This is a genomic window from Dysgonomonas sp. Marseille-Q5470 (genome assembly GCF_951230145.1).
Lineage (GTDB): Bacteria > Bacteroidota > Bacteroidia > Bacteroidales > Dysgonomonadaceae > Dysgonomonas.
Genome location: NZ_CATNVE010000008.1, coordinates 77,302 through 93,318, shown reverse-complemented (window position 1 = coordinate 93,318; position 16,017 = coordinate 77,302). Strand labels below are relative to the sequence as shown.

General features: G+C 35.3%; 11 protein-coding genes. All 11 read left to right on the top strand.

The window, feature by feature from the left end:
• Position 1: 1 nt before the first annotated feature.
• The 11 genes from QOX35_RS12970 to QOX35_RS12920 all read left to right on the top strand — a co-directional run bounded on the left by QOX35_RS12970 (position 2) and on the right by QOX35_RS12920 (position 15,995).
• Positions 2-1,591 carry a beta-N-acetylhexosaminidase gene (locus tag QOX35_RS12970; protein WP_283687285.1) on the top strand — a complete coding sequence of 530 codons (1,590 nt, stop codon included), beginning with the start codon at positions 2-4 and terminating at the stop codon, positions 1,589-1,591.
• Positions 1,592-1,599: 8 nt separating this feature from the next.
• On the top strand, positions 1,600-2,760 hold the full coding sequence (locus QOX35_RS12965) for an acyltransferase family protein (RefSeq protein WP_283687284.1): 1,161 nt from the start codon (positions 1,600-1,602) through the stop codon (positions 2,758-2,760).
• 180 nt (positions 2,761-2,940) lie between these two features.
• The gene (locus QOX35_RS12960) at positions 2,941-3,627 is read left to right on the top strand and encodes a response regulator transcription factor (protein WP_283687283.1); all 687 of its coding nucleotides are present in this window, start codon (positions 2,941-2,943) and stop codon (positions 3,625-3,627) included.
• On the top strand, positions 3,624-4,970 hold the full coding sequence (locus tag QOX35_RS12955) for a sensor histidine kinase (RefSeq protein ID WP_283687282.1): 1,347 nt from the start codon (positions 3,624-3,626) through the stop codon (positions 4,968-4,970). The genes QOX35_RS12960 and QOX35_RS12955 overlap by 4 nt, the downstream gene beginning before the upstream one ends.
• Positions 4,971-5,044: 74 nt before the next feature.
• Positions 5,045-6,334 carry a TolC family protein gene (locus QOX35_RS12950; RefSeq protein WP_283687281.1) on the top strand — a complete coding sequence of 430 codons (1,290 nt, stop codon included), beginning with the start codon at positions 5,045-5,047 and terminating at the stop codon, positions 6,332-6,334.
• Between the two features lie 5 nt (positions 6,335-6,339).
• Positions 6,340-7,431 carry an efflux RND transporter periplasmic adaptor subunit gene (locus tag QOX35_RS12945; RefSeq protein WP_283687280.1) on the top strand — a complete coding sequence of 364 codons (1,092 nt, stop codon included), beginning with the start codon at positions 6,340-6,342 and terminating at the stop codon, positions 7,429-7,431.
• A gap of 2 nt (positions 7,432-7,433) precedes the next feature.
• Positions 7,434-10,532, top strand: coding sequence for an efflux RND transporter permease subunit (locus QOX35_RS12940; RefSeq protein ID WP_283687279.1), 3,099 nt, complete (start codon positions 7,434-7,436; stop codon positions 10,530-10,532).
• A 126-nt stretch (positions 10,533-10,658) separates the two neighbouring features.
• Positions 10,659-11,483 (top strand): helix-turn-helix domain-containing protein, encoded by an 825-nt coding sequence (locus tag QOX35_RS12935; protein WP_283687278.1) that lies wholly within the window; start codon positions 10,659-10,661, stop codon positions 11,481-11,483.
• 70 nt (positions 11,484-11,553) lie between these two features.
• A complete protein-coding gene (locus tag QOX35_RS12930) occupies positions 11,554-11,901 on the top strand; it encodes a YciI family protein (protein ID WP_283687277.1) in 348 nt (115 codons plus the stop codon).
• 253 nt (positions 11,902-12,154) lie between these two features.
• A complete protein-coding gene (gene nhaA, locus QOX35_RS12925; RefSeq protein ID WP_283687276.1) occupies positions 12,155-13,483 on the top strand; it encodes a Na+/H+ antiporter NhaA in 1,329 nt (442 codons plus the stop codon).
• 142 nt (positions 13,484-13,625) lie between these two features.
• A complete protein-coding gene (locus QOX35_RS12920; RefSeq protein WP_283687275.1) occupies positions 13,626-15,995 on the top strand; it encodes a TonB-dependent receptor in 2,370 nt (789 codons plus the stop codon).
• The last annotated feature ends 22 nt before the right edge of the window (positions 15,996-16,017 follow it).

The following is a 16,017-nucleotide window of genomic DNA, read 5'->3' as shown; positions in this document are numbered from 1 at the left end:
GATGAAGTTTAGAATATTCCTCTTGTGTCTGTGTTTAATTATACAGACACAGGGCGGGTTTTCTCAGAAATTAAATTCTGAAACCCCTCAATTGATACCAAAGCCTCAAAAAGAGATATACTCTAATCTATTTCTACGTTTGCCATCGGTAATAACGATAAGCAACGATATAGATGTGAATGCCAAAAGCATACTTGAAAAAGCATTATTGGAATCTTTGAACATAGAGGTCTCTTATAACTCGAATGAAAATAGCCTAATACGTTTCTTTGTAGATAAACAACTACCTGATGAAGCATATCATATTAAGATAGACACAGTACATATTGATATCCATGCATCCGGTTCCGCCGGAAGCCTTTGGGCGATACAAACTTTGCATCAGATGATAGAATCTATTTCTCTCACATCTGCAGGTCAAATCAAACAATTACCTGTTACAGAAATAGAAGATTATCCTCGATATGGGTGGCGAGGATTTCATCTGGATGTAGCTCGACATTTCTTTACCAAAGAGTATTTATTAAAAACGATAGAACGCTTATCATTTTATAAAATAAACAAGCTGCATTTGCACTTAAACGATGATCAGGGATGGAGAATAGAAATAGATAAATATCCACTATTAACAGAAATCGGCGCATGGAGATCTTTTGATAAATATGACTCGATCTGTATACGTCAATCGGAATATAACCCGGATATGCAAATAGATAAACGTTTTATTCGAAATGACTCTAAGTATGGCGGATTTTACACTAAAGCTGATATGCGGGAAATCATCGCACATGCACAAAAGTATGGCATAGAAATTATACCAGAAATAGATATGCCGGGGCACATGTCTGCTGCGATCAGAGCATATCCGTGGCTGTCTTGCACCGGAAATACCGGCTGGGGTAAAGAGTTTTCGTATCCTATATGTCCGTGTGATCCTAAAGTTATAGATTTTGCAAAAGACATATATTCTGAAATAGCAGAACTGTTTCCTTCACCTTTTGTACATATTGGAGCAGATGAAGTAGAAAGAGATACTTGGGAATTGAATGCTGATTGTAAAAAACAAATGAAAAAGCACAAAATGAAATCATCAGCCGATTTGCAGACTTTCTTTGTAAATGAAATTCAAAAGTCGCTAAAGGAAAAAGGGAAAAAGACTATCGTATGGGACGATGCAGCTGTCGATAATATCGAAAATGAGGTACATGTGACTTTCTGGCGTGATTGGATGAATGAAAATGCGAACATGATTGTAGAGAAAGGCAATCCGATGATTTTTATGACATGGAGCCATTTTTATCTAAGTGCAAGACCTTCATTTAAACAATGGAAAGAATTATATGAATTTGATATAACAAAGGATTATCCCAACATGACAGAATCTAAAGTAATCGGTTATCAGGCTTGTGTATGGACAGAAGAAATTCCAAATGAAACAAAGCTAGAAGAACATGTGTATCCTGCTTTACAAGCTTACAGTGAGCTGATATGGAGCAATAAACGAAACTGGCAGGATTTTTTGCAACGAATGAGTTTACACAACCGTATTATGGATAGAGAAAGAATACATTATCGCTCTTATACCTATTAAAAAATACAATGGAAATAAAAATTAGCAGTCGCCTTTTATCTCTCGATGTTTTGAGGGGTATCACCATCGCCGGAATGATACTTGTGAACAACCCCGGATCATGGGGGCATATATATGCTCCGTTGAGACATGCCGAGTGGAATGGATTAACTCCCACAGACCTTATCTTTCCGTTTTTCATGTTCATTATGGGTATTTCTACCTTTATTTCGTTACGGAAATTCAACTTTGAGTTTTCTGTGCCCACCCTAAGAAAAATACTGAAACGTACATTCGTTATATTTCTTATCGGTCTGGGACTTTCTTGGTTGGGTGTTTCATTCGGTACATACCATGGCTTAGCTGCCGATAACCTGGGATTTTGGGAACGATTGAGCAGATCCGTCACCAATTTTGAACATCTGCGTATTCTCGGTGTGATGCAACGCTTAGCACTTACGTATGGAATAACATCTTTGATAGCAATATTTATAAAACATAAGTATATACCGTATATAATTGTAGTCGGGCTGATTGGTTATTTCTTGCTTTTACTTTTCGGAAATGGCTTTGCTACGGAAGGATACAATATCCTAGCAGTGACAGATCAAAGTATTCTTGGACTAAATCATATGTACACAGAGTTCGGTCTCGATCCCGAAGGTATTTTAAGCACCATTCCTGCTGTTTGTCACGTGTTGATCGGTTTCTATTGTGGGAAAATACTGATGGAAACAAAAGATAACCAACAAAGGATGCTTCATTTGTTTATTATAGGTGCAATACTTACCTTTTCTGGCTTTCTGTTGAGTTATGGCTGTCCTATAAATAAGAAGATATGGTCTCCGACATTTGTTCTGACTACATGTGGATTGGGTGCTACCTTCTTATCGCTGCTTATATGGATCATCGATGTGAAGGGGTATAAGAAGTGGTCGGTATTTTTCGAATCGTTTGGGGTAAATCCTTTGTTTATATATGTTTTAGCAGGTGTTATGGCGACTATCCTTGAAAGTATTTATTTGAATTGTCAAGAAGTAATGAGCATTAAGGATTATTTTTATACTCAGATTTTGAAATCTTTTTGTGGAGATTATTTCGGATCATTAATCTATGCCTTATGCTTCATCTCTATTCTTTGGATAATTGGTAACATATTATATAAGAAGAAAATATTCATAAAGATTTAATATAGAAGAAGTAAAAGAAAAGTTGGTTATTAGAAGAAGCCCATGAAATAAATATTTTATGGGCTTCTTTTTTAATAAATGTTCATGCTGCTATCTCTTATTTTCAAATAACTTAAGCTTAAACATACTAGAATTTTTAAACATCCTTTATATTTGTATTTAAAAGCTACCCTTTTTAAGATGAAAATACTGATTGTAGAAGACGAGCAGAATATCAGTTCGTTTATTGAGCGAGGTTTAAATATAAGCGAATTTGAAACAGAGATATGTAATGATGGATTACATGCATGGGAAAAATTACAAATCACAGATTATGATTTAATCATTATGGATATAATAATGCCTTTTATGTCAGGATTGGAGCTTTGTAAGGCTTATCGGCAAAAATTTGGCTATACCACCCCTGTAATCCTACTTACAGCATTATCTACAACCGAGGATATTGTAAGAGGCCTTAATGCCGGAGCCGATGATTATATCATCAAGCCGTTTAAGCTGGTTGAACTTGAAGCTCGGATTAATGCATTGTTAAGGCGTTCGAAAGTCAGTGCGGAAATACAAGATGACAAAATTTTACAAATTTCTAATTTAAAATTAGATACTAACACGAAGCAGGCTATTCGTGATGGAAATATAATTTATCTCACAGCTAAAGAATATTTACTGCTCGAGTATTTCATGAAAAATCCCAATAGAGTGCTTTCGCGTCAAACTCTATTAGAAAACGTATGGGATATCAATTTCGACACGAATACAAATATCGTAGATGTATATGTTAACTATATACGAAATAAGATTCAGCCTGAAGGAATGGATAAGCTAATTCATACAGTTATTGGATTAGGATATATATTAAAAGAAGAATGAAGATAAAAACAAAACTTGCCCTTTTATATACATCTATCACTGTTGTGATCTTGATGGTAGTTTTTATTTTTGTCTATCTACTTACTTCAAAAAATATTGATAGTAATTACTATACACTTCTACTTGATAAAGCACTTATTACGGCTCAAAAGCATTTTGAAAAAGATGAACTGAGTCAACAAGCCTATCAAAAAGTACTTGACGCATATCAAAGATTATTACCTGAGACTTCTGAAAGAATAATTGTAGCCAATAGTAGACAAGATGCTACTGTAGAGCTTCAGTCTTTCTTGAATGGAAGGCAAATAGACGAATTGTTCCGAACAGAACAATTAAAATTCGAGATTGATAACCTAAGCGGAGTTGGTATATATTACCCCGACAATGAAGGAAATTTTATCATTATCGTTACAGCTAAGAATATTCAAGGAGATTACCTGAAAAATCTGCTGAAGCATATCCTGTTAATAGTGTTATTCGTAAGCAGTATTATTATTTTTGGTCTACTCTGGTGGAATGCAAAAATGATAACTAAACCTCTACAGGATATGGTTTCCAGAATGCAAGAAATAACACCCAAAGACCTACACCTTAGGCTGATAGAGAGAAATGGAAATGACGAACTAGCTCAAGTTATCAGTTATTTCAACCAAATGATCGAACGCTTAGAAATAAGCTTCAACTCGCAGAAGACATTTATTGCGAATGCATCACACGAACTAAAAAACCCATTAACAGCAATTATGGGCGAGTGTGAAGTTATGCAACTAAAAGAGTTTACTCCGGATGAATACAAAGGTTCTATCAAACGGATTGAAAATGAGATCGAGCGTTTAAACATATTAGTAAATAACCTTTTTCAATTAGCTCAAACCGATTTGGAAATATCAGAATCAGATGTTGAGCAATTAGATGTAGTAGGAGAGTTGCAATTCGTTATTCATTATTTAGAGCAATCTAAATATAAAGGACGAATTTCGTTCGTAAAAAATGAGAATTCATTCTATATTCGCTCAAATAGTCATTTGTTATTTGTTGCCCTACAAAATATAATTGATAATGCTTGTAAGTATTCAAATGGTGAGGTTAAAGTTGAAATCATCAAAAACAAATTCCACTTTCATCTTTTAGTCTCGGATAAAGGTATTGGCATACCTGCAAAAGAAAAAGATAAAATATTCGACATCTTTTACCGAGCACAAAATACACATTCATATAAGGGGGCTGGAATAGGCTTATCTCTTGCACATAAAATATTAAAACTTTCAGGAGCTGATATTAGTATCTCATCTATGGAAAATAAAGGGACAACTGTTACAATTACCTGGGATATCAATTTCTAATCCTATTCTAATCTCGGTTTAATCTCTTTCTAATTTCAAGAGTCTAGTTTTGCATCTAAAATTAGATTTTGAAGATGAGAAAGTTACTGCTATCAACTCTGTCCAGTCTTATATTGACACTTTTCGCATTACCGGTCTTTGCTCAAGAGTTTCAAGTACTCAAGTATACTCCTGTTGAAATTGAGGCTTTGTTCCTAAAACAAAACCTACAGTTGTTAGCCGAAAAGATGAACATCACTCTTGCCGACGCAGAAATTGCACAATCGAGACTATGGGATAATCCACAATTATCTATCGGTTCTATGAATTTATGGAGCACCGCCAAACAAAGAGAAGAACTTGGGGCTGAAACCTTTCCCAGAAATACAGAGTTTAGTATAGAACTGAGTCAACTGATTTTAACTGCCAATAAACGAAACAAGCTTATCAACAGCCAAAAAGTTTCAAGAGAAATTACTGTTTTAAATTTTGAAGATGTACTGAGAGGTTTGAAAGCAGAGTTACGAAAATTAATTTACGAAACAGAATACCTTCAATCATACAAAGATGTCTTATCTGTTCAACAAGAGTCTCTTGAGCTACTTATTTCTGCCTACAAAAGACAAGCCGAACTAAACAATATCGCAAAAAATGAATTGCTTAGGCTTCAATCAGGCTTAATAGAACTTAAAAATGAAATAAATGAGACGGAAGCAGCTTTGAATGAACAACAAAAAAATCTGAAATCGTTACTTAATATCTCACCTTTTTATATCATAAAAGTAGAAAACACAAACTTCAATTATATTGATCCCAATCAGGTCTCACTCGTGTCTTTACTCGAAAAAGCGCACGAGTTACGTCCTGATATAAAACGTGAACAACAGCAAACTTTGTTTTATGAAAAATCATTGATCTACGAAAAATCACAACGAATTCCGGATATAACACTAAGTGCCTCTTATGATCAGTATGGAGGCGTATGGAAAGATTTTATCGGATTTGGGATCAGTTTCGATTTACCCTTTTTGAATAGGAATCAAGGGAATATTAAAGCTGCTAAAATAAATATTGAGCAAAACAAACTTATTGCTTTGCAGCTACAAAATATTGCTGAACATGAAATAACTGAGGCTTTCTACAATTATAGTCGCACGTACAAATTTTATGAAGAAATAGAGAATAATGATTTGTTAACAGAGTTGGATGAGATGCTTGGTATATATACAAAAAATTTCCTAAATAGAAATATCAGTATGCTCGAATACCTCGATTTTATGGAATCTTATAAAAGCAACAAACAAATAGTTCTTTTATCTCGAAAAAATATGTACAATTCATTTGTAGAGTTTCAATATGCAGTTGGCACTGAAATAAATAAGTAACGATTATGATAACAAGGAAAATTCTATTATTTACATTAACGATTCTTTTTTTATCGCTTGTTTCCTGTACGGGGAATGGAGAAGGTAATTCCGATAAACAAGCAAAAATTGTTCCGGCTTTCTATTCGTCAGTAAAGACTGTAAAGGCAGCATACGAAACAAGAATAGAAATGTTGACTCTTACAGGACAAGTAGAATATGATTCAGATAAAGTAATCAATTATTATCCTCTAACTGAGGGCGTAGCTGGCAGGGTTTATTTTTCATTGGGAGATAAAGTTGAAAAAGGACAAGCGCTGTTAGATATTCATAGTAAAGATTTATCTGAGCTGCAGAGTGAGCAAAGCTCTCTGCAGGCTGAAATACGTATCATAGAGCGTGAACTTAAATCTGCCAGGGAGATGTTTAAAGACAAGATGCTTTCGGAAAAAGAGTTGTTGGAAATAGAAACTAAACTCAAACAAACACAGACTTCCTTATCAAAAGTAAAAAATGATATGCAACTATTCGGCTCAGACAAGGGGAATGGAATCTTTTCTATAAAAGCTCCTATGTCCGGATATATTGTATCCAAAAACGTAACATCAGGAAGTACATTATCTTCCGACAACGGCACTCTTTTTACGATTGCCGATCTATCCACAGTGTGGGTAGTGGTTAATGTATATGCCGGTAACCTACAGCTGGTAAAGGAGGGAATGGATGTGAATTTTACAACATTGTCTTATCCTAATGAAATATTCGAAGGTAAGATCAACTTGATGTCACAAGTTTTTGATCCTGAAGATAAAGTGTTGAAGGCGAGAATTATTATATCGAATAAAGACCTGAAGTTGAAACCCGGAATGTCTACTATCGTTTATCTGAAAAATCAAGTTGGAGAGAAAAATATAGCTATCCCTTCTGATGCATTAATATTCGATAAAGACCACTATTTTGTTATAATAAAAAATACCGATGGTAATTTTCAGATAAGAGAGGTCTTTTTAAAAGGGCATAGCGGACAGGTATCTTATGTAAAATCAGGATTATCTGAAGGAGAAAAAGTTGTGACCTCAAACCATTTACTAATATATTCAGGGCTTAACAATAAATAATTATGCACAAATTTGTTGAGAATATTATTGCATTTGCACTACGTAACCACATATTAATACTTTTTCTAACATGTATACTCGCAATAGCAGGAGTTATTTGCTTCCAAAACACCCCTATAGAAGCATATCCGGATGTCACTAACACACGCGTGAAATTAATCGCTCAATGGCCAGGGCGAAGTGCCGAAGAAGTTGAGAAATTTGTCACTTTACCTATCATGCAGCAACTAAATACCATTCCTCGTAAAACAGATGTCCGTTCGACGTCCCTTTTTGGCTTGTCTGTAATTACTGTTCTATTCGAAGATGGGGTTGATGATTTCTTTGCCCAGCAATATGCGTCTAATAGGATGCAAGATCTCGACCTCCCTGAAGGTGTAGAATTATCAATAGAGCCACCTTCGGGTGCTACAGGTGAAATTTTTCGTTATGTTCTCAAGAGTGATTTGCCTGTACGCGAGGTAGCTGCTATCAACTCTTGGGTCGTAGAGCGTGAATTATTATCTATGCCGGGAGTAGCAACAATAGCCAGCTTTGGTGGAGAAGAAAAAATTCTAGAGGTAAAAGTAAATCCTGCTGAGCTTGCAAACTATAACCTTTCCCCTTTGGATGTATATGAAGCCGTTGAGCGAAGTAATATAAATGTTGGTGGCGATGTAATACAAAAAGGAAGCCAAGCATTTGTTGTTAGAGGTATAGGCTTGCTTGAAAGTATAGAAGATATTGAGAATATACTCATCGAAGTAAAAGGAAGTTCACCCATACGTGTAAAACAGATTGCCGAAGTGGGTATATCCTCTAAACCACGTTTAGGACAAGTCGGTCTAAATGACGACGACGATGTGGTACAAGGTATTGTAATTATGTTGCGAGGGCAAAACCCCAGTGAGGTGATTGTTCATCTGAAAGAAAAAATAGCAGAGCTTAACGAGCGTATCCTGCCTGATAACGTTAAGATAGAGCCCTTTCTTGACCGTACTAACCTTGTGAATGCAACCGTGCATACCGTTCTTCGCAATCTACTCGAAGGTATTTTGTTAGTATCACTCGTGGTCTTCATATTTCTTTTCAACTGGCGTACATCACTCATTGTGGCATCCGTCATCCCATTATCATTCTTATTTGCCATTATCATGCTGCGTATACAAGGTTTGCCTGCAAATCTCATATCCATGGGAGCCCTGGATTTCGGGCTGTTACTAGAAGGAACACTGGTTATTGTCGAAAGTGTGTATGTCGCAATGGAAAAGCGATCGCATGATCTTGGTAGCCGTTTTAATCCGATGCTAAAAGGTGGATTGATCCGCAAAAGCGCCGGAAGTGTAGCTTCATACATCTTTTTTGCACAGATAATATTGGTAGTGGCATTATTCCCTATATTTTCGTTTCAGAAGGTTGAAGGAAAAATGTTTCAGCCGCTGGCCTTTACCTTAGGCTATGCGCTATTAGGTTCACTAATTTTGTCATTAACGTATGTGCCGGTTATGTGTAAATTGTTGTTGACAAAATCGGTAAAAGAGAAAACCAATTTCGTAAGTCGTTTCTTTACCCGAGTTTTATACAATATGTTTGCGTTTGCAAGTAGACATCGTATACAGACTATAGTGGTATTTTTAGTGATACTAACCACTTGCGTTATTCGTTTTTCATTCTGGGGAACAGAATTCATTCCTCAGATGAACGAAGGTGCAATATATGTGCGTGCTACGCTACCCAACAGTATTAATTTGGATGAATCGGTACGCATAACAAAAGAAATGAAAAAGAAACTTCAAAGCTTTGACGAAGTTGATTTTATTTTAACGCAAACGGGACGTCCAAACGATGGAACTGATGCTACCGGATTTTTCAATATAGAATTTCACACAGAACTGAAACCTGAAAAAGAGTGGAAACACAAAATAAGTAAAGATGATCTGATAGCACAAATGCAAGACTCATTAAATATCTATCCTGGTGTTGTATTGGCATTCAGCCAACCCATACAGGACAATGTAGAAGAATATGTTGCCGGTGTAAAAAGCTCTCTGGTTATAAAAATATTCGGCTCAGACCTACATCAGCTTGAAGATTTAGCTGATCAGACAGCAGCAACGATCAAAGAGATACGAGGGATAGAAGATGTTAATGTATTTCATAGTATTGGCTTGCCCGAACTCCGCATAAAGTTAGAAGAATCGCATATGGCACGTTATGCTGTATCTATGAAAGATGTACAAACGGTTGTTGAAATGGCGATAGGTGGTAAGGCTGCGACATCTTTCTATGAGAACGAACGTACATTTGATGTGATGGTGCGTTTTCAAAAAGAGTTTAGGGACAATGAAGATAAAATAGGGAATATTCTTATCCCGACAATGGATGGCAAACAAGTCCCGCTGAAAGAAATAGCTAGTATTGATTTTATTACCGGGCCTGCATTTATCTACCGTGAAGGTAGTAGCCGCTATGTAGGAGTGGGTTTTAGTATACGAGACAGGGATTTGGGATCGACTATAGACGAAACTCAAAAAGCTGTTGGACAAAATATAAAGCTTAAATCTGAAAATAAAATGGTATGGGCTGGCGAATTTGAAAGCCAACAACGCGCCACAAAACGTTTGACATTTATTATTCCGGCTGCACTTTTGATGATTATATTTCTATTATATATGAACTTCATGACAGTAAAAGACACGCTGATAGCCGTAAGCGCTATGCCTTTTGCATTTATCGGCGGTTTTGTATCTTTATGGTTAACAGGTACAGTCTTCGGTATATCGGCAGGCATCGGATTCATTATCTTGTTCGGTATCGTTTCTATAGATAGCATCTTGTTGGTAACACTCATGAAGAAAAAAGTACAACAAACGCATAATCTTCGTACAGCAATCAATGAAGCCGTTGCTCAACGTGTACGACCAGTTCTGATGATTGCCCTAATGGGATCGATGGGGCTACTTCCGGCAGCTTTATCTACCGATATGGGTTCTGAAATTCAACGCCCGCTAGCTATAATGATTGTAGGTGGAATAATTATATGCATGATTCTTTCTTTTACAGTATTACCTCAAGTATTTTATTTTGCTTATAGAAGGGATAAAAGACTAAGAAAAGAATAGAAGTATTTAATAAAAGAAAATTGCAATAATTGTGTAAATTTGCTGCTATAGGCAGTCTATAATTAGACTCTTATAATTCATATAGTATTAAATAAACAGAGAATATTCCTGTATAAACAATCACCTATGATAAAAGAATACTCTATGGCAGATGCTCTTCCTGATAATGCCTTATCAAAATCATTTTTTATAAGGCATTTCGAATCAGGGGAGAATGTAGAGATCGAATGGCCTCATAGCCACTCTTTTTTTTCTTTTGTTTGGTTTACTCAAGGAAGTGGATTTTATGTGATTGATTCTGAAGAATACAGAATAAAACCACAGAGAGTATTTTACGTTGCTCCTAAGCAGATTCATAATTGGAGCTTCTATGATAATGTACAAGGATATATTATTTTTATAGACCAATTAGCCGGGTTAGATATGAATTTGAGCTATAGCTCTCCTTATATTGATATCGATAATATTGATGTGTCACTTCATTTATCTATTCTTGAAGATATTAATAAAGAGTTGCTTTATAAAGATGATGCATCAGAAGAAAATATAAAAGCCGGGCTCTTGTACTATTCTCGCTTATTATATAGGATAGCCAAAAGGAAGCAGGTAAAAACATATCAAAGTAATACACTAATAGAGCAATTTAAAGAATTAATTCTATCCGATTATTCGAAATTATATACAATCTCTCATTATGCAAGCAAACTAAATGTACGAGAAGAGAAATTGAATGAGACATGTAAAAAAATGCTTGGTATCTCATCCAAGCAATATCTACTTAATCTTAAAATAACCGAAGCTAAACGGCTATTGATATACTCAGACTACAATATAAGTGAAATCACTTATCAGATTGGATTTGAAGATTCTTCGTATTTTGCCCGAATTTTTAAGAAAAAAACAGGACTTTCTCCTAGTACTTTTCTTAAAAAGTACCGAAAACAGCCCTAAAAGTGCTGATATATTTCTTATTGACATCTTTATATTTGTATTTGTTTTAAATATTAATAAAATGTGTGATATGAAAGATTTTCTATTGATATTCAGATTAAATAAAGATTCGGAGATAAAACCATCTCCCGAACAAGTGAAAGAAAGAATGGAATGGTTCAGTTGTCTAATGAAGCAAAATAAAGTATCCGATAAAGGAAATACCTTATCCCCCTCAGGAGCAAAAACAATTCATTCGAATGGAAATATTGCAAATAGTGCTCATTCAGAAGGTACAGAGATTGTAACAGGATATGTAGTTATAAATGCAGAAACAATTGATGAAGCAGTAGAGATTGCCAAAGCTAATCCTATTTTCAAAATTGGCGGTAGTGTGGAAGTTCGAGAAGTTGCCAAATTCATAAAAGGGAACGATTAATTTATAATTAGATTATATAACTAACAAAGTCGTGATTTATAATATGAATCACGACTTTTTGTCTATTGGTTAGTCTTATCAGAGAAGATAAATTCATTTAGAAAAGGGAACGTAAACATTAAAGATCTTAAATGTCGATAAATGTTAAAAAATATATGAAGTAGAAAAATATTTTTATTTTTGACTTTTACTTAAGTTTACAACTAAGGTACATTTTATTGTAGATAAAACATTCTCATAAAAAACTATATCGATGACAGAAGAAAAAAAAGAACCCATAGACAAGGTTGTTCAGCCCATTCAAAAATTTATATTACAGGAAAAGGCAGGAGGGATCGTTCTTGGGCTAAGTGTTATAATTGCAATGATTCTTGCTAATTCTTCTTGGTCGGAAGATTATTTTCATTTTTTAGAACATAAATTAGGATTTGTATTTAATGGAATTCCTTTTTTTGAATATAGTATCCATCATTGGATCAACGATGGCCTGATGGCCGTATTTTTCTTTGTTGTTGGGCTAGAACTTAAACGGGAAATAGTAGGAGGGGAGCTGTCCAATCCTCGTAAAGCTCTTTTACCAATTGGAGCAGCAATAGGAGGCATGCTTGTTCCCGCACTCATCTATATAAGTCTTAATCCATCAGGAGAAGTCCATCATGGCTGGGGTATTCCGATGGCTACTGATATTGCTTTTGCCCTGGGTATTTTGTATCTGTTGGGGAACAAAATACCTATATCGTTGAAAGTCTTCCTTACGGCTCTCGCCATTGTTGATGATTTGGGAGCTGTTTTGGTTATTGCATTTTTTTATACCTCCGATATCTCTTTTATAAGCCTTGCCACAGGTTTCGGCTTTGCTTTTATCATGTTTGTTGGCAATAAAATGGGAGTCAGAAGTATTTTGTTTTATGCTATATTGGGAATTCTTGGGGTATGGACATCATTCTTGTTATCGGGTATTCATGCTACAATAGCTTCTGTTATTGCAGCTTTCATGATTCCTGCCGATGTCAAAATAAGAGAAAATCTATTTGTTGAACGAATAAAGAAATACCTGAATAAATTTAGAGAAGTCGATCCAAAAAGTGAAATTCCGACACTTACAAATGATCAGTTACATCTACTCGAAGAAATAAAAATAGATACGAATAAAGCAATTCCTCCGTTGCAACGCTTAGAGCACAGAATGCATCCTTTAGTGACTTTCGTTATAATTCCGATATTTGCTTTAGCGAATGCGGGAGTTTCCCTAAACATTGATATAGAGCAGCTATTCAGCACAAATATAGCTTTAGGTGTGGCATTAGGTCTGTTATTAGGGAAAGTGTTGGGAGTTGTAGGTTTTACGCTTTTACTTATTAAATTAAAGGTTGCTCCTTTTCCGGAAGGAATGAATGTGCATAACCTACTAGGTATAAGCCTACTCGCATCTATCGGTTTTACCATGTCATTATTTATCACATCACTCGCATTCACCCATCCTGAATATATGGTACAAGCAAAAATTGGTATTTTTGCAGCTTCTATTATAGGCGGAGTGTTAGGGTATATGACATTAAGTCGTTCCATAAAACGGAAATAATACCGTTCCGTATTATACTTATATGAATTTATCAAGAGAATGCTTGTAACAAAAGACTCTCATAGTAGTATAAATTGTGAACTAATTTCTTTATCTAAATGTTGAATTTGTGAGTTTTAATTAATTCGCTCATTAAATATTTATGAAAACGATATTATTTGTATTTATATCACTTTTTAGTATTAGTGTATTCTCTCAGCAGAAGCATTCATTAAAGGGAACAGTCATAGACAAAGGAGACAGAAGCCCCATTCCTTATGCCAGTATAATAGTAAAGGGTACGACTATTGGTACACAAACAGATGAAGAAGGGCGTTTTTCTATTGAAAATCTATTACCCGGACCTTATACCCTTCTAGTATCATTTGTTGGGTATAAAGTTGAACAAACCCCTGAATATTTATTGACAGTAAAAGATTTACAAATAATCGTTGAATTAGAAGAAAATACGAATGAGTTAGCCGATGTAAATGTTTATCCGATGCCTTTCAGGCGTTCTATTGAAAGCCCGGTTGGATTACATGTTATAAGTACACAGGAAATAGAAAAAAGCCCTGGAGCTAACCGCGATATATCTCGCATTGTACAATCTTATCCGGGGGTAGCTTTCTCGCCAGGAGGTTATCGAAACGATTTAATTGTAAGAGGTGGTGGGCCTTCCGAAAATAGTTTCTTTCTGGATGGTATAGAAATACCTAACATTAATCATTTTAGTACACAAGGTGCTTCTGGAGGGCCTGTAAGTATCATAAGTGCAGATTTGATCAAGGAAGTAAACTTCTATACAGCAGCTTTTCCTTCGTACAGTAGTGATGCATTAAGTTCTGTCGTAAGTTTCAAATTAGCTGATGGAAATCCTGAAAAGCAATCTTTCAAAGGAACTTTAGGTGCATCGGAAGCTTCTGCAACAGCCAATGGACCTTTAAGTAAAAAGACAACATATACCGTATCTATAAGGCGATCTTATCTGCAACTTCTTTTCGATCTCATAGGACTCCCTTTCTTGCCAACATACAATGATGCGCTGTTCAAGATAAAAACTCAATTGTCACCTACTAACGAGCTTACATTTATAGGTGTTGGTGCAATAGATGATATGAAGCTAAATAATAAAGCTACTACCGAAGATGCCGAATACATACTGGGTTATTTGCCGACTATAAAGCAGGAAACTTTTACCTTGGGGGCAGTTTATAAGCATTACAACAAACGTAATAGACAGACTCTTGCTCTCAGCCATAGTTACCTGAATAACCGTAATACGAAATATCAGGATAATTTGAATAACGACCCTGATATGCTAAGATTAAAATACAAATCGTTGGAACAAGAATCGAAACTTAGATTCGAAAACCTTACGCCGCTTGGTAAATGGAAAATTAATACTGGACTAAATATAGATTATGTGCAATATAGTAATAATAGTTTTCAGGTGTTTTTTAATAATGATGAAGAAACATCTCTCCAATATGATACGCAACTAAGCTTTTTCAAATGGGGTTTATTCTCGAATATAGATTATGTCTCAACAAATGAGAGATTCAAATCATCTTTTGGAATAAGGCTAGATGCTGCATCCTATTCACATAATACCAAGCAAATATTCAATCAGGTTTCGCCCCGTCTGTCTTTATCATATAGGCTTATAGCTAATTTGAATGCCAACGCTAATATCGGACGATATTTCCAGCTTCCACCTCTTACAGCAATGGGATTGAAAGATAACAATGGTATGTTTGTAAACAAGGGATTGGATTATATGCGTGTTGATCAGGTATCGGCAGGCTTCAATTATCAGTCGATAAAGAATTTCGAAATATCTTTAGAAGGTTTTTATAAATATTACAACAATATGCCTTTATCTGTGCAAGACGGCATTCCTTTGATGAGTAAGGGTGACGACTACGGAGCGATAGGGAACGAACTGCTTGTATCGGATGCAAGAGGTAAAAGCTATGGTGTGGAATTATTAGCAAGATGGCTAGTCGCTCGTAAAGTAAATGTTTTATCTTCATTTACTTTATTCAAAAGTCAATTTGCAAAAAAAGAAGGCAAGTATCTTCCTTCGGCTTGGGATAATGGATATATATTTAATCTTACAGGAACCTATTATTTTAATTCAAATTGGAGTCTAGGAGCAAAGATAAAGTCGATAGGTGGAGCACCTTTTACTCCTTACGATAAAGACAAATCCTCGCTGGTTTTGGCTTGGAATGCTTCGGGAAAACCTTATCTCGACTATACTCAATACAATACTTTGCGTAACCCTTCATATACTCAGCTAGACTTGAGAGTAGATAAAACTTTTTATCTGAACAAGTATATGCTTGGTCTTTACCTCGATTTACAGAATGTAACACGAAGTTCGTTCAGAAGACAAGATGTAATTGTAAGTACGGGAAACATCATAAATCCACAAGCACCGATAGAAGAACAACGTTACGAGATGAAAAACTTGAAACGTTCGAGTGCATCTATAATCCCTACCATTGGAGTGACATTTGAATTCTAAAAATTAGTAAGATTAATTCATT

What these genes read in the sequence shown, in the direction of transcription:
- QOX35_RS12970 (WP_283687285.1), top strand. Translation starts at nt 2, where the DNA reads ATGAAGTTTAGAATATTCCTCTTGTGTCTGTGTTTAATTATACAGACA.
- QOX35_RS12965 (WP_283687284.1), top strand. Translation starts at nt 1,600, where the DNA reads ATGGAAATAAAAATTAGCAGTCGCCTTTTATCTCTCGATGTTTTGAGG.
- QOX35_RS12960 (WP_283687283.1), top strand. Translation starts at nt 2,941, where the DNA reads ATGAAAATACTGATTGTAGAAGACGAGCAGAATATCAGTTCGTTTATT.
- QOX35_RS12955 (WP_283687282.1), top strand. Translation starts at nt 3,624, where the DNA reads ATGAAGATAAAAACAAAACTTGCCCTTTTATATACATCTATCACTGTT.
- QOX35_RS12950 (WP_283687281.1), top strand. Translation starts at nt 5,045, where the DNA reads ATGAGAAAGTTACTGCTATCAACTCTGTCCAGTCTTATATTGACACTT.
- QOX35_RS12945 (WP_283687280.1), top strand. Translation starts at nt 6,340, where the DNA reads ATGATAACAAGGAAAATTCTATTATTTACATTAACGATTCTTTTTTTA.
- QOX35_RS12940 (WP_283687279.1), top strand. Translation starts at nt 7,434, where the DNA reads ATGCACAAATTTGTTGAGAATATTATTGCATTTGCACTACGTAACCAC.
- QOX35_RS12935 (WP_283687278.1), top strand. Translation starts at nt 10,659, where the DNA reads ATGATAAAAGAATACTCTATGGCAGATGCTCTTCCTGATAATGCCTTA.
- QOX35_RS12930 (WP_283687277.1), top strand. Translation starts at nt 11,554, where the DNA reads ATGAAAGATTTTCTATTGATATTCAGATTAAATAAAGATTCGGAGATA.
- nhaA (WP_283687276.1), top strand. Translation starts at nt 12,155, where the DNA reads ATGACAGAAGAAAAAAAAGAACCCATAGACAAGGTTGTTCAGCCCATT.
- QOX35_RS12920 (WP_283687275.1), top strand. Translation starts at nt 13,626, where the DNA reads ATGAAAACGATATTATTTGTATTTATATCACTTTTTAGTATTAGTGTA.